Source organism: Vibrio sp. IB15, assembly GCF_016406055.1.
Classification (GTDB): domain Bacteria; phylum Pseudomonadota; class Gammaproteobacteria; order Enterobacterales; family Vibrionaceae; genus Vibrio; species Vibrio chagasii.
Genome location: NZ_JAEFCE010000047.1, coordinates 1 through 19,346, shown reverse-complemented (window position 1 = coordinate 19,346; position 19,346 = coordinate 1). Strand labels below are relative to the sequence as shown.

Sequence of the window (19,346 nt, the reverse complement as noted above, 5' to 3'; positions counted from 1 at the left end):
CATGCAGGTATCTGACCCTATCCACCTACCTTGTCCCGATATGCTTGGCATGGTTGACCCAAAACCGGAGCTACGCGAACGCTCTATCTACTTGTTAGATAAATTGCGCGAGAAACACGGCTTATCGAAGCGTTCAAAGAGTAAAGCTAGACCGATGAATTACGTTTGCACAAATCATTCGTGTACGGGGCTGTAATGAACGAACAAGCGATGATAGCCGCACTTGCTAACATGGAAGCGAAAAGTGACGCAGGGGAACTCACTCGTTACTCTGCGTTCACTAAACGCTTCTTTCCTCGCTTGCCTAAAATCGTGCGTAACGATGTGAAGCGTAAAATAGCCAAACGTAAACAACGCCAAAACCCTACCAAAGAAAATCTGATACTAGCGGCAGAAGATGCCGTTAAGTTTGGGCTGAAAAGAGCGCACTTCATTGAAGACAAATTCCCGTTTGTTGATAGTCGCGCCAAGACTCGAACTCAACCGTTAAGCCACGATATTTTGATGCGTGATGATGCCGTTAGTGAACTAGCAAAAACGTTCGCTGATAAGTGTGCGTTACTGCTTACCGAAGAAAGCCAACCCGAAGTATTCAAAAGCTTTTTAGATGCGATAGAGCATGTTTACCAATTACAGGAAGCTGAACTAAAAACGATTCATGTTAATGCTCCACAAGTGAACCTTAAAAAACGCGACAAGAAACCGGAAGAGTTAGAACAAGACCTACAGGTAGCCGTACTCAAGATGCAATCTGAATCTTGGATAGAGGGACGCTTGTTACACCTCCGAGCGCAATACATTGAGTATTCACAAATCACGCTTGAGCGAGTTGGAGAGGGAAAACATCAGTCACCGGTGATCAGTGCGTTGTCATTTGCCAACTGGAAACAGAAACAGCGAGACGCTAAAGCGTTCCTTGAAACTATGGCAGTGATGAATAACGAGACGGGCGATTCTTTCAATCTTGAGGATGTGGTCAAGCGAACGACCGCGAATCCAGAAAATCGTCGTATTGAAATGATGGTGCGATCTCGTGGCTTTGAAGAGTTGGCTCAAGACTTAGGTTATACCGCGCTCTTTATTACTTGGACGTTGCCGAGTAAATACCACCGAGTCTCTAAAAAGTGGAATGGTGCGAGTATCAAAGACGGTCACCAAGTTCTCATGCAGCAATGGGCGTTAGGCCGAGCAATGCTAGCCAAAGAAGATATTCATTATTTTGGGTTTCGAGTAGCTGAGCCACATAAGGACGCGACCAGTCATGCTCACTACTTTCTATTTTGCTCACCTGACGACAAAGACTTGATTATCGAAACCTTAAAGTCGTGCGCGATCTCTGAGGACAGGTTCGAGCTTGGCTCTGATATTTCACCTCGCTTTGATGTGAAAGAGGCAGACCCGAAAAAGGGCGGGGCGACTGCCTACATTGCTAAATACGTCTCTAAGAATATCAACGGTAAGCACATGCCAGAAAGCGAGGGTGAAGAATCTGCCTATCGTGCTCGTGCTTGGGCTTCCACTCACCGCATCCGTCAATTTCAGCAATTTGGTGGCAAACCTGTGTCCCTTTGGCGAAATCTACGCAGGGCAAAACCGGAACAGACCATGATAGACCCAAAGCTCGAAGAGCTGCGTCAAGCGGCAGATTCTTCGAAGTGGTCGCTGTTCTGCCAATTGGCTGATAGTGCAAAAGTTGCCTACCAATCGAAACAAAACCAATACGGTGAAATAACCAAAAAGGTGATCGGCTTTTCTTGGCTCGGTCGTCTTATCGAAACATCTAGCGAGTGCTATTCGCTCGTTAAGAAAAAAGACGTGAAGCGTCTTCAAGAGGCGCGGAGCGTCTCACCTTGGAGCACTGAAAATAACTGTAACTCTCCCTTAGTTGAACATCTTCAACGCGCGACCGGATGGAGCGTGGAGGGAGTCCAATGCTTGATATCACCGCTGATGCGGGGAGCCAAAGTTCAAATTGATAAATACACGAGTATCAGCTTTAGAAACAACCGTCTGATTGTGTATTAAACCATTGCCAACGATGTGAATCAGGGGCTAAACACTAAACAACGTCGTGAGACAGAGGATTAAAATGAAAATACTATCGCTTGAAGAGTGCCAAAGAGACTTAGCCGCTTTGGATGCGGCTGAAAAGCTAACGAATAACATGAAAGTGGAAATCGACCGCTTCAAAGAAATGGATACCAGCAAGCTCATGAAAAAAGCCATGGGAATGCTGATGGGTGGCAACCTATCATTGGAGGCATTAGGGCTTCCCGTCAATTTATTTGAGCAATTAGAGCAGCTCGAAAAACTCAACGGGGTGGCACGTAGTAAATACCGAGCTGTCGTTGTGGCTAACCAAGAAAAGCTTAGTGAAGTAGAGAGCGTTGAGGTGAAACATGGCTAAATATGAAAACCCTGTTCGCGGGTATATTTCTTGTCCTGTTTGCCAGTCAGCAGCCACTACTCACCAAGTGGGTGAGGGGCAATTGATCGCGTCTGGTGAGCCACCCAAAAACAGTCGTAACATTGGGCTCATGTATTACCGTTGCCCTGAGTGCGGCAATAGTTCGAATAGTAAAAAGGTTACGGAGTTCATCAAAGCAAATTCTGTCGCAGAGTTAAGCGAACTTAAACCGAACCCAACCGAAAAAGGTTCGGTTATTGAGTCTGATTTGATTACTGAGCCTAGCCCTGCCGATGCAATTGAGTTAACCGAATCGGTGCAAGTGGATGAAGTCAGTAAAGACGAGGTTTCTAACCGAGAGGTAACCGAAACGGTCGTAACTGAAAAAACAGAAAGTCCACTAAGTAAATTCCCCTTTAAACGAGTGTTCGCGGGGTTAGCGTCGGTTATCTTCATCATTTGGGCGGTGTCTCAATTGCTACCGAAAGCCCCAACCGAACAACCGCAAGGGGGTGAGCATGGAGCAAGCTAACGAAACTTTGCCAGGTGAGCAAATTGAACTGGATGATTGGGGGGACTTTGGCTCCGTTATTAATCAGCTTGAAGAACAAGAGAAAACCGATAGCGATTTGATTGGTCTAACCGAGTCAGCTGAGGCGCAAACCGAAGATAAAACTCAAGCTATGGCGGGCTTACTGAATATTTTGTTTGCCTTAACTGAGCAAGCGACCTCCATCATTTCAGGGGTTGAATTTGAGTTTGACGGTAAAGGTAAGCAAGCGGTGATGGATGCTGCAGAGCCTGTCTTTGCAAAACACGGTAATGCGCTTATGGGCGTGTTTGGGGATTACATCGAAGAGGCAACTTTATTGCTTGCGGTTCTTGGTTTGATTTATGCGTCTAAAAAGCAATTGGTAATGCTGCAACAATCAAAGGAGGTGGACGGTGAAAAAGTTGAAGCCCCTAGCTCTACCGAACCCCGTTAACTCGAACCCGTCGCATGATGCCGAACATACGATCTATGTGGCGGGAACAGGTGGAGGTAAAACCTCAGCAGTTAAGCATTTGGGACTCGTTCCCAAAGCGGCTCAAGTGGTCTTCTTTGACCCCTACACCAACTACGCAGGAAGCAAGTTCCAAGGCCAAATGTGTCACGGCACTTCATCACGTTTAACCTTTGTCAAAACACTCATTATGGCGCGTCGTCGTGGTGGGTCGTTTAAGCTGGCTTATATCCCCAAGAACGGAGCAACTGGCGATGAATTAGAGTTCTTTGCATCGGTGGTTTGGTCGGTGGGTAATGGTCGAGCTAATAAACTCTATACCGTTATCGAGGAATTAGCCTCATGTGTTGAAACCGCAGGCAAGCTTCGGGGGCGTGCGGGTGAGCTTTTACGAGGTGGTCGTCAGTATGGTCTCGTTGTTCATACGGTGTTTCAACGTGGTCAAGAGGTACCTAAAACAGTGACTGAACAATCAAGTGTTTGGTGGGTGGGGGCAGTCAATTCAATGAGTGATGCACACTGGATTGCTGATAAGCGTGGGTTAGATGTCAACACCGTTGCAGGGCTAAAGTCTGCCAAGGTCAATAAAGAGCGCATTGGCAAACCGATAGCCGAATATTTATTGATTGGTGATGGTATCGGCAATATCGAGCACAAAGCGTTTAACTGTCAGTCTGGCTCTAAACTCAATTTAAACTACCGTTAATCGATCTTTTTAACCTATAGGTTACCCGTTCAACCTATAGGTTACGTTTCCTTCCTTTTTTCACCTCACTCCTATTTGATAAACGCTCAATTTGATTATTCACAATCCAACGTCGAGAGACAGGGGAGCTTATGAAAGCACAACATAAAAACATGTTGATTGCTGTAGCACTGACCTTACTGGTGATTGCCATCATCAATAACGTATCAACGCTAGAAGCAGTCAAAGAACTCATTAACGGCAAGCGTGGCTGGTTTTAAGGAGATATAAACATGTCAGTAAAACCAATCAAACTTAACTCAATGGTCGGTGCTGCTTGGGGACAAAAAGGTACTCTACCTATCCCTGTCGGACCTACTTATCAAGAGTTGGTATTAGAAACCAATGCAGAAGCTGCCGATATTGAGCGTTTGTCTATCACGCTTAATGCAGAAGAAATCTATGTCTTAACGGGTAGTGAGATTTTGATGCTTGAGCGCTACAAACAACGTGCTCATACAACGGGTCATTATGTGATCCCATTCAGTGATATCACTGCTCGCACCAAAAATGGTGTTCGCTACACCGGACTGGTAACGGAAGCGGGTGACAATATTCACTTGGATATTCAGTTTAAAGCGAAAGCCAGTGGTGACCCGCTATCAATTCAAGTTCATGCGTGGGTAACGAATGCGCAGCCTGCACGAATTATTGTGCCAATGGTCAAGCGTGAAACCATGCCTGCGAATGCGGCAGGGGTAAACGAATTTACAAGCCTAGTATCAAGCCCGTTGATTAGTCTTCGTCGTGCTCACTTTATGCATACGGGTATAACTAAACTCGAAGTTGAGCGCGACTTTGTTAAAGAGTACGAAGCCAACAAGTTTATCAATGAAGCGAACGCTAAGCGTAATGAGCGTACACCTCAAGCGGGTTACTTTCATTTCGACCCAATCGTGCGTGGTTTCTCTATTGATGAGCTATTTCCAACGCAGCACAGCTCTAACTTGAAGTTCTCTGTAACAACAAGTGACGTAGCTGGCTCAATTCCTATCTTGGTTGAATCAGTGAAAGTGGTTCGCCCAGAAATGCTCGCGGGTCGCAGCTAAGGAGCCGATATGAGCTTTTTTGATGACCTCTTGGAATTTGGGGGCGGTGCGCTCGATAGCGTAGGTGAAAATGCCGATTGGCTGTTTGGTGATGATGATAATTCATCTAACCCGAGCACTACTCAACAGCCAAATGCACCCGTTGTTGATAACAACGGCAATGCAGTTACAACCCCTCAAGGCTCACTTGTAGCGAAAGATAACACCCTACTTTATATCGGTGGCGGTATTGCTGCGCTGTTAGTGCTGGTTCTACTTGTCACCATGCTGAAAGGTAAATAGTTATGCCATTAATTTTCATGGGGTTAGGTGGTCTTGGGCTTGGGTCTGCGCTTGGGTTTGGGGTTAGTCAGGGTATCAATAAAGCTCTGACTGCCACCGCAGTGGTTGCCCTTTTATACCTTGCCTACAAATCGGGAGTATTTCGCTAATGCTAGGTTCTTTGACGTCTTTAACGGGTGGTGGTGGTCTGACAGGCGGGTCTTCGGGTCCTGCAAAGTCAGGTAACACGTCTAACACTACGAATAACAGTGGCTTTACTGTTGGCGGAATGAATTTTGGCAGTAACAACGGCATACCGTGGTGGGGAATTGCGCTTGTTGCTCTGATTGCGCTGTATGTTCTCACTCGAAAGTAACTTAATTCCTGAGACTTGGAGTAATGCCAAGCCGAGGCTATGTAAAGCCCTTGGTGATTACCTCAAGCAAGCAGAAATTGAAGTTAAGGAGGGGCGAGAGTCCCTTTATCGAGTGGAAGATACCTACATGTTACTGCGTGGTGAGCAGTCACAATCAGGCTCAAAAGAGTTGGTTGTGGTGGCTTTAGCGGGGGATATGGCAGCAGGGACGCTCAGTGCAATTAATCACGGCAAAGCGAATGGGTTTGACTCCATTCGCGCTCACTTTAGTAAACGCGGAGCCTATCGCTATATTCAGCGTAAATTACGATTGCCCGTTCGAGAGATTGAAACTCACAAGAATGAGCATGTATTACAGATAAGGTTTGATGATATGGGCGGAAGAAGCAGCTCAAGAAGTGACGCTAAAACCGTCACCACAACCACAAACAAAAGTAATAGCCAAGGTATCGGTGGTGATAACAATGGCTTTGCTCTGTCAGGGATAGAAAACTCTGACATTAATTTAAGCATGACTGACCATGGTGCAATGGCAGTTGCAGGTCGAACGGCAGAAGAGGCGTTTAAATTCGGAACTGACACATTAGATTTTTCAGCAGATACCGTTGATGCGTCTTTGGAGTTTGGTGAGAAAGCTTTAGATGGAGCATTCAGTTTTGGTGAGAGTGCATTAGATGCAAATGCAAACCTTAGTGAGCACGCGATAGATTCCATTAAGTCTATGGCAGGCCAACAAACGGAAACGACCAAAGCGGCACTTGCTATAGCAGGGGCGGCAAAAGCACGAGAGCAAACGGGTGAGAACGAAAGCAATAACGAGTTACTGAAAAATGTGTCTCTTATCGTGGGGATCCTCGTTTCAGTGTTAACTATGGCTTATATGTTCGCGGGGCGTAAGCAATGAAGCAACTGCATACCTTAAAGATGGGTGAAACCATTAAATTTAATGCTGGTCAGTCGGGTAAGTACCTCATCATGCGGGAGGCTAGCAATACCGTTATGTTGCGCGGTGATGCTCTGCGACCTGTAGAGATTGAGCGCGGTGACACGGTTGATATTACTCGTTTTGATGAGCTTGAACTGTTTAATCACAAAGCGGATGCCGTGACGATTGAGTATCAAATTGCAGATATTCCAATCATTACCAAAGCACAAAAAATTGATATCAGTAATTCGGTAGCGATCAGCGAGATTTTAACGCCAATTACGGTTGATAAAGTTCTATCCCCTATCAAGGTGGGCGAAGTTCAAGCCGAGGTAAAAACACGCATTCAAAATGATGTCCTCAAGGTGGAAAAGCTTGCTGACTTGTACACCTTGCAAAAGGTCGGCAGTGGATTACTGGATTTAACAAGCGATGAGCAAGTTATTGATGGGAAAGCAGGGCGTAAAGGGCTCTTTATTCAGGCTTCCACGAGAAATGCTAGTCCCGTCTTGGTGCAAGGCTTTATTGACCTTGCGGCTGGCGGTCACGCGTTAATTCAAACAGATGCCATTGTGACGCTGAAAGGTGCGTTGGGTGACAGCGTAAAAGTAGGGGAGTTTATTTAATGTTTCAACTTTCAAACCCGCCCCAAGGTTCTTCGAATTCGGGCTCCGTTGGGGAAGTCGGGGCTAATGTTTTGTCCTGTGTTCCTCTAGATGCTCAATATGGTGGGAGTGCATCTGGTTTCGTGACCATCTTAAACAACACTCATGATGACTCTGAGCGCGGTCATAATGCCGCTCTGTATCATCGAGATGAGAGCATTAATGGTGAATACGGTCGAAGGTTGGAATTGAAATCGGCTGTCGACTTGCTAACGAAAGCAGAACCTTATGATTCTGTCTCCTTTCTGCTTGGGGTTACGCTCAAAGGAAAAGTAAACCTCGATGCGTCAACGGCTGCGAAAGTAAGTGCTATGAGTGCGCCTATTTCTTGCGTAATCGGAATTAAGACTCAAGCAGCCCCATCATATAGAGGTACGTATTGCAGTGTGACAGCAGCGTACTCTTCGAGCGATTCGTCATTGGTATTTGGTGGTTCGTCTGATGTCGTTCTCAATGTTCAAGCAGGCGATGTAGCCAGTATTGCAGAGTCAGAGCTTCAAATGTCTTTCGATGTGGAAGATATAACTAATGATGTGATGGTTTACTTGGAAGAGGCTCCTGCAACGTTAGAAAGCTTGTTTGGGTTTATTCATGTCAAAAAGGCGTGGATTGCTGAGCAAGTCTCTCCCCCAATACCGGATTAACAAGGCGTTGACGGTAATGAATATTAAGTATTTTTTAGGGCTGCTTTTTCTAATCCTGCTAGGGGGGTATCTAATGAAAAAAGACAAGATAATCAAAATAGTGGGCGGGTTTGCTTTATCAGCTAGAAGTGAGATGCGCATGGTGGGCGTACACGGTGATCTAAAACGTGTCGTTCGCCGGGCTATTGAGCTAACCCCTTTTGATTTTGGTATCACATCAGGTAAGCGCACCGCAGAAGAGCAAAACGCTCTATTCAAACAAGGCGCAAGCCAGTTAGACGGGTACAGCAAAAAAAGCCGTCACCAATCAGGCTGCGCGGTTGATTTTGTGGTGTACGACGAAAACGGCAAAGTGACGTGGGGCTTTAGTTATTACGAACAAGTGAGTTGGGCATTCAAACAGGCTGCGGACGAGTTAGGTATTCCGATTGTATGGGGCGGTGATTGGGTCAGCTTTAAAGATGGTCCTCATATTGAACTTGATAGAGCCCATTACTCATAGTTACACCATCAAGTATTTAAGGAAGAGTAAATTACTATGAAAAGCTTATTAGAAAAAATCGGAATCTACCTTGACCAACCATCCACTAAAAAGGGTTTAGCGTTACTTGGCGCGGGAGCTGCTTTGGTAGCTGGTCACCCTGAACTTATCACCGCGAGCGTATCAGCTGATGGTGTTCAATTCGGTGGCATTATTGGCGCAAGTGCTCCAATAGTATTTGGCCTATGGGAAACCCTACGCAATGAGTTCAAGTAATGGCAGAGTATCAAACATTAATAATCGCCGTTGTTAGTGCCTTGTCTAGCGGTGTCGGTGTGGGTATCACACTCAAAACCGATGTTAAGTGGCTGCGCTTGATGATGGAAAAGATGGATGAGCGTTTGACACGACTTGAAAGTAAAAGCCCAAACTCGTAGGGTGCTTTAGATTCTCGTGAATAAGTACGAGTTCACGAGAATCGAATTTTGCCCTGTGAATCGCTCTGAAAGCGTTACAAACTTTCACGGTAGCATGGGGTTTTTCAAGTGTCTAAAATCTTCACTAAGAGTGTTTGAGGTGTATTAAGATCTGTTTTTGATAGCTAACTCACACGTTGAACATCCCCAAAAAAAACGTTTATGTCGGATCTAGCCTTGTGGCATGAAGCCAATATATTATTGGCTTGCAGTTTGTTGCTTATCCAAGGTATCGACCTATATGAAAAAAATTCTTTATCCCATTTTAATGCTCTTGCTATTTGGTTGTTCTACTCCAAATCGTGATGCTGTATTTGCGAAGTATCCAGATTGCAAAAATACTAATCCGTCTCTTAGGTCACTAGATGTATACGCGGAAGATAAACTCGATTGGATTGAGGACTCTTGTGTTCGACGGGAAGAAGAAAAAATCAAGCAGGAAATCAAAGAAGAAAATGAAGCAAAAAAAAGGGTTTTAGAAAAACAGGCTTATGATAAAGAGCAAGAGCGAATTCGTAATTACTGGGCTTCCGAGGCTGGGAAAAAACGGAAAAAACAGCAAAACTCCATTTGTAGAAATGAGTCTCTAAAGTTGGTCAATAGGCTCAATAATGCTAAATATTTAGGCTTGATCGAAGTGAGCAATGATGGCGGCTATTTTAATTGTGAATCAAGGATAGAGTTTTCGGGTATGCCTCACGCAGTAATAATTTTGCATGATTCAATAACTGGAACGTCTAGGGCATACGGACCTTTCAATAGTGGGAGGGCTTTTTATTTTTGAACTGAATTTTTCAAAGGGGTTGTTGGATTTGTTTGATGTACTCTCTAGCCTTGCAACTTTAGGCGCTGTAGTGGTTTCCTTTTTGAGCCTACGGCACCTAAAGAATGAATCTCGCACTCAATTAAAGTATGCAGTTAATAAAGAATCTCTGAGGTTACTTCAGTCTATAATCCATTGTTTTGGTCAAATTCAGGTTCTGGCTAAATCGGATACTGATGAAAAATCTAAGATTAAAGGTTTTGAAGACCAATTTAGACACGATTTTGAGCTTCTAAAGGTTACCTGCACGGATGATAACAGCGCGCTTTCTCTGCAAAATCTCGATGGTTGGCTTAATGAAAAAGTAAATGACGATTCGATAGAATACTTTCTTATGTGTACTAGGGAGCTCTATAAAGTTCAGGGATTTGATGACCTTTTAAATGAAAAGAATCGGAAGTTGAAAGGGTTCCATAGTGCTCTGTTGAAATCTTTTTAGTTGATAATGCGCCTCTATTGGCACATCGATTTAACGTAACTGCACTTAGTGCATACCTAAATCAATCTTTTTGCTAGTGCGATTTTACTTATCGCACTAGCTCTTCACTGAGCCTTTTTATGCAACTTATGCGGAAATAACTGGGTGTAAACTTGCCACAAAATATTTAAGTTTCGATGCCCAGTGACCTGAGCTACTTCTTCAATCGAGTAGCCTTTCTCAAACAACCGACTTGCTCCCTCTCTTCGTAGGTCGTGATACCTCAAATCTTCAATCCCTAAATCATTTCTTACTCGTTGAAAGCCTGCACTAACACTTCGTGAGTTGTACGGGAAAATAAGCTCACTTTTGATTGGTTGTTTTAGTGCGATCTCAAATGACTCACCAAGCAGTGGCACAATCATGTGATTACCCTCTTTCTTTCTTGGGTCCTTCCTATCTCGAACAAGTATTGTTTTATGTTCTTGGTTGAGGTCTTCCCAACGCAGCTTGCAGACTTCACCGATTCTCATACAAGTAAGAATGCTGAATTCAAGAATGTCGGTGAAGGGGATTCGAGTTGTGCCGTTTGGCCTAAAAGACTCGCGTTGCTCTAAACCAAGCTTTAAGAGTTTTAGTTCTTCAGAAGTAGGGCGGCGTGTTCGTTTCTGGCTTTTACCAACTAACCCCATATCAATGAGAACAGGCACCGCTTCATCAAATATCTGGTGATTGGTGTCGACGTTGAATACAGGCTTAGACTTTTTCATTACAGAACGTAGGTAAGCAATGTCATGATAAATCGTTGCGGGTTTGGCTCCCGCACCTCTTCTGTTTTTACAGTGCTCAATTAAGTCGCTAGTCCGTAGCTGATTACTATCAACTTTGGCGATATCACAATCCCTAAGCATCTTAATCACATAACGTTTGGTGCGCCCTGTATTATCCCAAAGGTCACGTTCTGCCATGAAGAAATCGAGGAGTACCGAAAGGGGGACTGTTTTTGGCTGATTTAGTACCCCTTGAGTTTCTAGTTCAGCTACCCTTTTTTTACCGAAAGCTTTAGCGAGTGCTTTCTTTTTTAGAGTTTTGCTTTCCCTGTGTATAATGCGCGAATTCTTTTTAACGATGATTGTTACCTTGAACCTTTGTTCACCGCTTTTTAGCTTTCTGGTCTCGATGGTATAACTTGCCATTGTCCAACTCCTAAAGGGGTACTTGAGGGGTACTACAGGAAGTAATTCCGATTAATTCTAGGTAATTAACTGTATGTTTGTACAGTATTAATTGAGACTGAATCATGACAAACACTAATAAAACCAGTAAATACGCTAGTAACCGACTTTCTGTTGCACCCATGCTCGATTGGACTGACCGCCACTGTCGTTACTTTCACCGTTTGCTCTCTCAGCAGACTCTTCTGTACACGGAAATGGTAACAACAGGCGCGATCTTACACGGTAAGGGCGATTTCCTAGAATACAGTGAGCAAGAGCATCCACTGGCTCTTCAACTTGGTGGTTCAAATCCAGTTGATCTTGCGGCTTGTGCCAAACTTGCGGCTGAGCGTGGTTATGATGAAGTAAATCTTAACGTAGGTTGCCCTTCAGACCGAGTTCAAAACGGTCGCTTTGGTGCGTGCTTAATGGCGGAGCCAGAGCTAGTAGCAGACTGTGTATCAGCAATGAAAGAAGTGACTGATATTCCAATCACAGTGAAAACTCGCATTGGTATCGATGACCAAGACTCATATGAGTTTCTGACGAAGTTCATTTCAACGGTTTCTGAAAAGGGTGGTTGTGAGCAATTCACTATTCATGCACGTAAAGCGTGGTTGAGTGGTCTTAGCCCGAAAGAGAACCGTGAGATCCCACCTCTGGATTATGATCGTGCTTACCAGATCAAGAAAGACTTCTCTGATCTAGTGATCGCAGTAAATGGTGGTATCACCACATTAGAACAAACAAAAGAACATCTTCAGTACCTTGATGGCGTGATGATCGGTCGTGAGGCTTACCATAGCCCATTTATTCTGGCGGAAGTGGACCAACAGATCTTCGGCTTAGATACGCCAATTAAGAAACGCTCACAAGTCGTGGAAGAGATGTACCCGTACATTGAACGTGAACTTTCAAACGGTGCAAGCTTAGGACACATTTCTCGTCATATGCTTGGCTTGTTCCAAAGCATGCCGGGTGCAAGACAATGGCGTCGCTACATCAGCGAAAATGCACATAAGAAAGGTGCGGGTATCGAAGTCATGCAGACGGCATTGGCTAAGATTCCTAAAGAGCTGAACGTATAGGTTAAATTCGCCATTAAAGGCTAAATTTACCACTTTGATTTATTTAAAAAGCCGCGCATGAGAATGTGCGGCTTTTTATTTGACTGATAAATAAGGATTTTATTGGTTTTGGCGACTTGGTACAGATGCTGCAATGTTAGAAAGTAGGAAAGATAGGTCATTAACTCATTAGGGAGACCATTATGTTTGAATTAATCTTTGTTCTTATTTTCGTTGCTACGCTACTTGTGACAGGCATTACCTTTATGACGGTATTAGCGGCAACTGGAGTCGCATTAGCTGTAATGTTGCTGCTTGGTATGATGAGTGTGGTGTTTAAATTACTGCCTTGGTTGATTGTGATTGCAATCGGTGTGTGGTTTTTCAAAAACTTTGTACATAGCTCGAATCAGAGACGCTACTAAAGTCATGACACCGTCAAATATCGGCTTGCCGTCGGTTTATCGTTTTAGTCTTTAAGATGTGTGGTAGAATTTTCCCCAATAATCTATGAATGTGCATACACTTAGCACAACGATATGGAATTGGAGCTATCTCAAATGAATAAAATGCCATTAATTGCTTTAGTGGGAATGCTATCTTTAAGTTCAGCGGTATCTGCTGAGGAAGAGTTTTCTTACACGGCTAAAGTCGGTGCCGATATGTGGTGGGGAAGTACCAAGCTAAATGAAGTGAGACAAGACGAAGACTCTAACTCTCCTTCTGTGTATTTCGCATTTGAGCATAATGCCCCAATGCTGCCAAATGCTAGCTTCCGTTATACGTCTATTGATACGGATGCATTGGCTTTTGATAAGTACGACTACACATTCTACTACACCTTGCTAGAGCACAAGTTGATGAACTTCGATGCGGGTCTGACGTTTACTCAGTACTCAAACTCGAATTACATTAAACCAAAAGCGACAGGTGCGAAAACATCAACCTTTGATGAGTTTACTTGGAGCTTCTACGGTAACGCAGAAATCAACGTTCCTGACACCAACTTCGATATCATTGGTACCATGGAATTCGGTGATAGCAGCGGTATTAAGAGCACAGATTTGATGGCGGGTGTTCAGTACCGAATACCAGTATCTGAGTCTGAAATCGCTCTGCGCGGTGGTTACCGTGTTATCGACTTAGATTCAGATGAGTTCTTTGATTCTGAGCTAGGTAAAAACTTTGTCATGGTAGATGGCTGGTTTGCTGGCGCAGAAGTACGATTCTAAGTTCACCTAAAGAACATCTAAAACCAATTTTAAAAACGCCGCTTTATTAAGCGGCGTTTTTTTATATCTGTTGATTATATCTTTCTGGAATTAGTTAGCACATTCATCACTTTCGACCATCCTTATACAGAGAGCTGATTAACGTCTATTCTTATAAGGTCTATGTTGTTGGGTCAGAACAAGGGATGGAATATGACACTCAATGAATTACGCAATTTATATCGAGAAAATTTGTTAGTTGAAGCCATCATAGAGCCCTCAATACAAGAAGGGTCTTGGGTTGTGGAGTTTCGCCATATGGGCGGCGGTTTTGTTCTGCTTACTGATGTCCATGGTGAGGAGTGCCATTATGCGGATTTAGATCTAGCATCTAAGTCGGCAATGGCGGTGGGTTTTCAACAAGTTCGTATTGAAAACCAGTAGCCAATTTACCCATTCAATCGCTTTTTACTTCCAAAAAGTTATAAAACATACTTTTATATTCTTTCTTGTTATTAGAAGGAGTGGTTAATCTATCGTCACGCAATGATTAGGGATGTCGTGACCATGTCTTTAAATAAGAAAGAGTCTTCACAAAATAATAATGCACAGTCTGGGGCGAACGAGCTACCTGGATTAGCTGCACCGCTTAATGACCAACAACTGGGTCATCTTCAACAAACTGTTTCCGAATTATCTTCTCAGCAATTGGCATGGGTCAGTGGTTACCTATGGGGTGTGAGCCAAGCTCAACCTGTGGGCGCAGCCGCACCGATTACTCAAGCAGCTGCGGCGGTTGCTGCAAAACCTGCTGGTAAGCTCAGCATTATCTTTGCTTCTCAAACCGGTAATGCTAAAGGCGTCGCTGAATCACTAGAGGCAGAAGCAAAAGCCTTAGGTATCGCCGTCGAGCTTTTCGATGCCAGTGATTACAAAGGCAAGAACCTAGCGAAAGAGACGCACGTCATTTTCGTGGCTTCGACTAATGGCGAGGGTGAAGCGCCAGATAACGCGATTGAGCTGCACGAGTTCCTACAATCAAAGAAAGCGCCAAAGCTATCAAACTTACAATACGGTGTGATTGGTCTGGGCGACTCAAGCTACGAGTTTTTCTGCCAAACCGCGAAAGACTTCGATAACTTCCTAGCCAAGCTTGGTGCCAAATCATTTGTTGACCGTCTTGACTGCGACGTGGATTACGAAGCGGCAGCAACAGAGTGGCGTGCTAAAGCTCTATCACAAGTACAAGAAACACTGTCGACGGGCGCAGAGGCTGAAGTAGTTCAATTACCAGTAGGTCAAGCCGCTTCAGGTCATTCGCAGTACACCAAGCAAAACCCGTATACAGCAACATTGCTAACAAGCCAAAAGATCACAGGTCGTGATTCGGGTAAAGATGTTCGTCATATCGAGATTGATCTGGATGAGTCCGGTATTACTTATCAACCGGGTGACGCACTGGGTGTGTGGTATGAAAACAGTTCAGAATTAGCGAATCAGATTCTTGCTCAAGTTGGGCTCTCTGGTATCGAGAGCGTAGATGTGGATGGTGAAAACCTCTCTATTCATAGTGCTCTAGTGAGTAAGTTCGAGATAACGGCTTCAAACCCTCAACTTGTGACTAAGTTTGCTGAGCTATCTGGTAGCAAGAAACTGTTAAAGCTGGTGGAAGATAAAGACAAGCTTCGTGAATACGCGGGCAACACGCAAATTGTTGATGTATTAGCTGAGAAGAAAACCAAACTATCGGCTGATGAACTTCTAGGCCTGTTGCGTAAGCTTACACCTCGCCTGTACTCAATCGCATCGAGCCAAGCTGAAGTGGATGAAGAAGTTCACCTAACCGTTGGTTTGGTTGAATACCAAAAAGGTGAAGAGTCTCGCTTAGGTGGAGCATCAAGTTTCCTAGCTCAGCGTTTAGAGGAAGGTGGTGAAGTGAAGGTGTTCGTTGAGAACAACAATAACTTCAAGCTACCACAAGACGACAATACTCCAATCATTATGGTCGGCCCTGGTACTGGTATTGCACCATTCCGCAGCTTTGTTCAAGAGCGAGAAAACAATGACGCTCAAGGTAAGAGCTGGTTGTTCTTTGGCGACCGTACCTTTACTCAAGACTTCCTATACCAAGTTGAATGGCAGAAGTACCTCAAATCTGGTGCGCTAACTAAGCTAGATGTTGCTTTTAGCCGAGACCAAAAAGAGAAAGTGTATGTACAAGACCGCTTAATCGAGCAAGCAGAACAAGTATGGCAATGGCTACAAGAAGGTGCGTACTTCTATGTGTGTGGCGATGCGACTCGAATGGCGAAAGACGTACATGAAGCACTAGTTACGATTGCTGAAAAGCAGGGCAATCAAAGTCGCGAACAGGCTGAGCAATTTATTAATGATTTACGTAAAGCAAAACGTTACCAAAGGGATGTGTACTAATGAGCAAGCAAGTAATAGAGCAAGAAGTGCTAGGCCAAGTACTTGGTCCGTTGGCTGACAATGAGCGTCTAAAGCGTGAGAGCAATAACCTGCGCGGTACGATTGAGCAAGACTTACAAGATCGTATCACTGGTGGTTTTACAGCAGATAACTTTCAACTGATTCGTTTCCACGGCATGTACCAACAAGACGACCGTGATATTCGTAACGAACGTGCTAAGCAAAAGCTAGAGCCTCTACATAACGTCATGCTTCGTGCGCGTATGCCAGGTGGTATCATTACTCCTAAGCAGTGGTTAGCAATAGATAAGTTTGCCGATGAAAGTACCTCTTATGGTTCAATCCGTTTAACGACTCGTCAAACGTTTCAGTTTCACGGCGTGTTAAAGCCAAATATCAAGCTGATGCACCAAACGCTAAATAGCATTGGTATTGATTCAATTGCTACTGCGGGTGACGTAAACCGAAACGTTTTGTGTACGACAAACCCAGTAGAATCTGAACTTCACCAAGAAGCCTATAAGTGGGCGAAGAAGATCAGTGAACACCTACTTCCTAAAACTCGTGCTTACGCTGAGATCTGGCTTGATGGCGAGAAATTAGAAACAACCGATGATGAGCCTATCCTAGGTAATAATTATCTACCGCGTAAATTCAAAACAACAGTTGTGATCCCACCACAAAATGATGTTGATGTTCACGCTAACGATCTTAACTTTGTTGCAATTGCTAAAGACGGAAACCTGGTGGGCTTTAACGTGTTAGTTGGTGGCGGCTTAGCAATGACGCACGGCGATACTTCTACTTATGCTCGTAAAGCTGACGACTTTGGTTTCGTACCACTAGAAAATACGTTAGATGTTGCGGCAGCGGTTGTTACCACACAGCGTGATTGGGGTAACCGTTCAAACCGTAAGAATGCAAAAACTAAGTACACACTAGACCGTGTAGGTATTGATGTGTTCAAAGCGGAAGTTGAAAAGCGTGCGGGTGTTAAGTTCTCGGAAAGTCGCCCTTATGAATTCACGGAGCGTGGTGACCGTATCGGTTGGGTTGAAGGCATTGATGGTAAGCACCATTTGGCGCTGTTTATTGAAAATGGTCGCTTGCTTGATTTTCCTGGTAAAGCATTGAAAACCGGTGTCGCAGAAATTGCTAAGATCCACAAAGGCGATTTCCGTATGACTGCAAACCAAAACTTAATTGTTGCAGGTGTACCTAAGAACCAAAAAGCAAAAATTGAGAAGCTTGCTCGTCAATATGGTTTGATGGATGACGCGGTAAGTGAACAACGCAAAAATTCGATGGCGTGTGTGGCATTTCCAACATGTCCTCTAGCAATGGCAGAAGCCGAACGCTTTCTTCCAGAGTTTGTTACCGATGTTGAAGGCATTCTCGAGAAACACGGTTTACCAGAAGACGATAACATTATCCTTCGTGTAACCGGTTGTCCAAATGGCTGTGGCCGTGCAATGTTGGCTGAGCTTGGTTTAGTAGGCAAAGCTCCAGGTCGTTACAATATGCACTTAGGTGGCAACAAAGCCGGTACTCGTATTCCTAAGATGTATAAAGAGAACATCACATCAGCTCAGATCTTAGAAGAGATTGACACGCTGGTGGGCCGTTGGGCAGCAGAGCGAGAAGAGAACGAAGGGTTCGGTGACTTCACAATCCGAGCTGGCATCATCCAAGAGGTGATCATTTCAAAGAGGGACCTGCATGCATAATTCTGTCGCTTCAAAATTGAAGTTAGCAGAGCTGCTCGCATTGACCAAGACGGAGCAGGTACTTCGTCTTGGACAGATAAATGCAGAGTTAGAACAGCTAACTGCTCTAGAAAGAGTCAAATGGGCACTAGAAAACTTAGAAGGGACACATGTGGTGTCTTCAAGTTTTGGAATCCAAGCAGCACTCATGCTGCACTTAGTCACTCAGGCAAAGCCGGATATTCCAGTTATCCTTACCGATACCGGGTATCTATTTCCAGAGACCTATCGCTTTATAGATGAGTTAAGCCAGAAGCTCACTTTAAACCTACAAGTATTTCGTGCTCAGCAAAGTCCTAATTGGCAAGAAGCACAATATGGAAAACTTTGGGAGCAAGGGCTAGAAGGTATCGAGAAATATAACAAGCTCAATAAAGTCGAACCGATGAGAAGGGCGTTAGATGAACTTGAGGCAGGTACTTGGTTCTCCGGCTTGAGAAGAGAGCAATCCCAATCACGTGCAAATTTGGCAATCTTGTCTATCCAAAATGGTGTGTTTAAGTTCTTACCTATAATTGATTGGACCAATAAAGATGTTCACTACTACCTAGAAGAGTACGGTCTGAGTTACCATCCGCTTCGAGAGCAGGGTTACCTTTCAGTTGGAGATACACACACAACTAAGAAGTGGGAGCCTGGTATGACAGAAGAAGAAACCCGCTTTAACGGGTTAAAACGAGAATGTGGGCTTCATGAGGACGATGGCGAACAATATGGCTCAGGTATTTAGGCTCATTGTTTATTAAAAAGCTGCTTTAGGGCAGCTTTTTTGCTTTTCTGGGGGCAAGAAAGCAACTCCTGTGGGTAACTCTGTGATTAGTTTGTAGGTACTTTGTAGTTAAACTTGAATAAATAAGCTCTTGGTGGCTTATCCATCATGTAAGCCTTGTTTTTGCATTTTTCTTAAATAAACACTTGCCAATGTGAGCTACATCTCTATAATGCCGCCTCACTGACACGGCAGACGCCATAAGGCTTCAGCAAAGAATGTTGGTTAGGCAACTAGCTTCAAGCGATTATTCGCTTCTACTTTTAGAAAGTAGAAATTAATTTTCAAAAGTGTTTGACACTGAAGATTAAGTCGCTAGAATGGCCACCTCTTCCGAAGTGATGTAAGTCACAACGAAGAGAAGTTCTTTAACAATTTAAACCTATCAATCTGTGTGGGCACTCGTTGATGAATATCAAAAAATGAAGCTTCGGTTTCAACTTGATTTCAATGAACTGAGTGACCAATTCGAATCGTAAGATTCGGCACAGTCAATTCAACATTACTTAGCTTTTTATTAAGCGAAGAGAATGTAATCAGTATTCATTGAGTCGACAAAATCTTAAATTGAAGAGTTTGATCATGGCTCAGATTGAACGCTGGCGGCAG

The 19,346-nt window shown here is 44.1% G+C and carries 27 protein-coding genes; 26 read left to right on the top strand and 1 reads right to left on the bottom strand.

The window, feature by feature from the left end:
* Position 1 precedes the first annotated feature (1 nt).
* The 19 genes from JC606_RS16670 (at position 2) to JC606_RS16585 (ending at position 10,295) form a co-directional block, all read left to right on the top strand.
* A complete protein-coding gene (locus JC606_RS16670) occupies positions 2–196 on the top strand; it encodes a hypothetical protein (protein WP_198779019.1) in 195 nt (64 codons plus the stop codon).
* Positions 196–2,025, top strand: a complete 1,830-nt coding sequence (locus tag JC606_RS16665; protein WP_198779018.1) for a replication endonuclease — start codon at positions 196–198, stop codon at positions 2,023–2,025. The genes JC606_RS16670 and JC606_RS16665 overlap by 1 nt, the downstream gene beginning before the upstream one ends.
* Before the next feature lie 64 nt (positions 2,026–2,089).
* On the top strand, positions 2,090–2,407 hold the full coding sequence (locus JC606_RS16660) for a hypothetical protein (RefSeq protein WP_198779017.1): 318 nt from the start codon (positions 2,090–2,092) through the stop codon (positions 2,405–2,407).
* Positions 2,400–2,939 carry a hypothetical protein gene (locus tag JC606_RS16655; protein WP_198779016.1) on the top strand — a complete coding sequence of 180 codons (540 nt, stop codon included), beginning with the start codon at positions 2,400–2,402 and terminating at the stop codon, positions 2,937–2,939. Before JC606_RS16660 ends, JC606_RS16655 begins: the two co-directional genes overlap by 8 nt.
* A complete protein-coding gene (locus JC606_RS16650) occupies positions 2,926–3,393 on the top strand; it encodes a hypothetical protein (protein ID WP_198779015.1) in 468 nt (155 codons plus the stop codon). The genes JC606_RS16655 and JC606_RS16650 overlap by 14 nt, the downstream gene beginning before the upstream one ends.
* The gene (locus JC606_RS16645; protein ID WP_198779014.1) at positions 3,353–4,117 is read left to right on the top strand and encodes a hypothetical protein; all 765 of its coding nucleotides are present in this window, start codon (positions 3,353–3,355) and stop codon (positions 4,115–4,117) included. The genes JC606_RS16650 and JC606_RS16645 overlap by 41 nt, the downstream gene beginning before the upstream one ends.
* A 131-nt stretch (positions 4,118–4,248) precedes the next feature.
* A complete protein-coding gene (locus JC606_RS23560; protein WP_256099348.1) occupies positions 4,249–4,377 on the top strand; it encodes a hypothetical protein in 129 nt (42 codons plus the stop codon).
* Between the two features lie 12 nt (positions 4,378–4,389).
* Positions 4,390–5,205 (top strand): major capsid protein P2, encoded by an 816-nt coding sequence (locus JC606_RS16640; RefSeq protein ID WP_141925965.1) that lies wholly within the window; start codon positions 4,390–4,392, stop codon positions 5,203–5,205.
* Positions 5,206–5,214: 9 nt separating this feature from the next.
* On the top strand, positions 5,215–5,487 hold the full coding sequence (locus JC606_RS16635; RefSeq protein ID WP_198779013.1) for a hypothetical protein: 273 nt from the start codon (positions 5,215–5,217) through the stop codon (positions 5,485–5,487).
* Between the two features lie 2 nt (positions 5,488–5,489).
* The gene (locus tag JC606_RS16630; RefSeq protein ID WP_198779012.1) at positions 5,490–5,636 is read left to right on the top strand and encodes a hypothetical protein; all 147 of its coding nucleotides are present in this window, start codon (positions 5,490–5,492) and stop codon (positions 5,634–5,636) included.
* On the top strand, positions 5,636–5,842 hold the full coding sequence (locus JC606_RS16625) for a hypothetical protein (protein ID WP_198779011.1): 207 nt from the start codon (positions 5,636–5,638) through the stop codon (positions 5,840–5,842). The genes JC606_RS16630 and JC606_RS16625 overlap by 1 nt, the downstream gene beginning before the upstream one ends.
* Positions 5,823–6,746, top strand: a complete 924-nt coding sequence (locus JC606_RS16620; protein WP_198779010.1) for a hypothetical protein — start codon at positions 5,823–5,825, stop codon at positions 6,744–6,746. Before JC606_RS16625 ends, JC606_RS16620 begins: the two co-directional genes overlap by 20 nt.
* Positions 6,743–7,393: a hypothetical protein gene (locus JC606_RS16615; RefSeq protein WP_198779009.1), complete on the top strand. Its 651-nt coding sequence runs from the start codon at positions 6,743–6,745 to the stop codon at positions 7,391–7,393. The genes JC606_RS16620 and JC606_RS16615 overlap by 4 nt, the downstream gene beginning before the upstream one ends.
* Positions 7,393–8,076, top strand: coding sequence for a hypothetical protein (locus tag JC606_RS16610; protein ID WP_198779008.1), 684 nt, complete (start codon positions 7,393–7,395; stop codon positions 8,074–8,076). Before JC606_RS16615 ends, JC606_RS16610 begins: the two co-directional genes overlap by 1 nt.
* Before the next feature lie 73 nt (positions 8,077–8,149).
* The gene (locus tag JC606_RS16605) at positions 8,150–8,578 is read left to right on the top strand and encodes a M15 family metallopeptidase (RefSeq protein WP_198779007.1); all 429 of its coding nucleotides are present in this window, start codon (positions 8,150–8,152) and stop codon (positions 8,576–8,578) included.
* A gap of 36 nt (positions 8,579–8,614) precedes the next feature.
* Positions 8,615–8,833 carry a hypothetical protein gene (locus JC606_RS16600; RefSeq protein ID WP_198779006.1) on the top strand — a complete coding sequence of 73 codons (219 nt, stop codon included), beginning with the start codon at positions 8,615–8,617 and terminating at the stop codon, positions 8,831–8,833.
* The gene (locus JC606_RS16595; RefSeq protein ID WP_198779005.1) at positions 8,833–8,994 is read left to right on the top strand and encodes a hypothetical protein; all 162 of its coding nucleotides are present in this window, start codon (positions 8,833–8,835) and stop codon (positions 8,992–8,994) included. The genes JC606_RS16600 and JC606_RS16595 overlap by 1 nt, the downstream gene beginning before the upstream one ends.
* A 280-nt stretch (positions 8,995–9,274) precedes the next feature.
* On the top strand, positions 9,275–9,817 hold the full coding sequence (locus JC606_RS16590) for a hypothetical protein (RefSeq protein ID WP_198779004.1): 543 nt from the start codon (positions 9,275–9,277) through the stop codon (positions 9,815–9,817).
* A gap of 28 nt (positions 9,818–9,845) precedes the next feature.
* Complete coding sequence (locus tag JC606_RS16585; protein ID WP_198779003.1) at positions 9,846–10,295, top strand: hypothetical protein; 450 nt, start codon at positions 9,846–9,848, stop codon at positions 10,293–10,295.
* Between the two features lie 104 nt (positions 10,296–10,399).
* Here JC606_RS16585 and JC606_RS16580 read toward each other — a convergent pair whose 3' ends face one another.
* On the bottom strand, positions 10,400–11,470 hold the full coding sequence (locus tag JC606_RS16580; RefSeq protein WP_198779002.1) for a tyrosine-type recombinase/integrase: 1,071 nt from the start codon (positions 11,468–11,470) through the stop codon (positions 10,400–10,402).
* A 104-nt stretch (positions 11,471–11,574) separates the two neighbouring features.
* Between JC606_RS16580 and dusA the strand changes: the two genes are divergently transcribed.
* The 7 genes from dusA to JC606_RS16545 all read left to right on the top strand — a co-directional run bounded on the left by dusA (position 11,575) and on the right by JC606_RS16545 (position 18,698).
* A complete protein-coding gene (gene dusA, locus JC606_RS16575) occupies positions 11,575–12,579 on the top strand; it encodes a tRNA dihydrouridine(20/20a) synthase DusA (protein WP_198779001.1) in 1,005 nt (334 codons plus the stop codon).
* Positions 12,580–12,761: 182 nt separating this feature from the next.
* Positions 12,762–12,983, top strand: a complete 222-nt coding sequence (gene pspG, locus JC606_RS16570; protein WP_008224319.1) for an envelope stress response protein PspG — start codon at positions 12,762–12,764, stop codon at positions 12,981–12,983.
* Between the two features lie 135 nt (positions 12,984–13,118).
* On the top strand, positions 13,119–13,790 hold the full coding sequence (locus JC606_RS16565; RefSeq protein ID WP_137408848.1) for a TIGR04219 family outer membrane beta-barrel protein: 672 nt from the start codon (positions 13,119–13,121) through the stop codon (positions 13,788–13,790).
* Positions 13,791–13,982: 192 nt separating this feature from the next.
* A complete protein-coding gene (locus tag JC606_RS16560; protein ID WP_004735813.1) occupies positions 13,983–14,213 on the top strand; it encodes a hypothetical protein in 231 nt (76 codons plus the stop codon).
* Positions 14,214–14,336: 123 nt separating this feature from the next.
* Positions 14,337–16,202 (top strand): assimilatory sulfite reductase (NADPH) flavoprotein subunit, encoded by a 1,866-nt coding sequence (locus JC606_RS16555; RefSeq protein WP_137408849.1) that lies wholly within the window; start codon positions 14,337–14,339, stop codon positions 16,200–16,202.
* A complete protein-coding gene (gene cysI / locus JC606_RS16550; RefSeq protein WP_198779000.1) occupies positions 16,202–17,929 on the top strand; it encodes an assimilatory sulfite reductase (NADPH) hemoprotein subunit in 1,728 nt (575 codons plus the stop codon). The genes JC606_RS16555 and cysI overlap by 1 nt, the downstream gene beginning before the upstream one ends.
* On the top strand, positions 17,922–18,698 hold the full coding sequence (locus JC606_RS16545) for a phosphoadenylyl-sulfate reductase (RefSeq protein WP_137408851.1): 777 nt from the start codon (positions 17,922–17,924) through the stop codon (positions 18,696–18,698). The genes cysI and JC606_RS16545 overlap by 8 nt, the downstream gene beginning before the upstream one ends.
* Positions 18,699–19,346 lie beyond the last annotated feature (648 nt).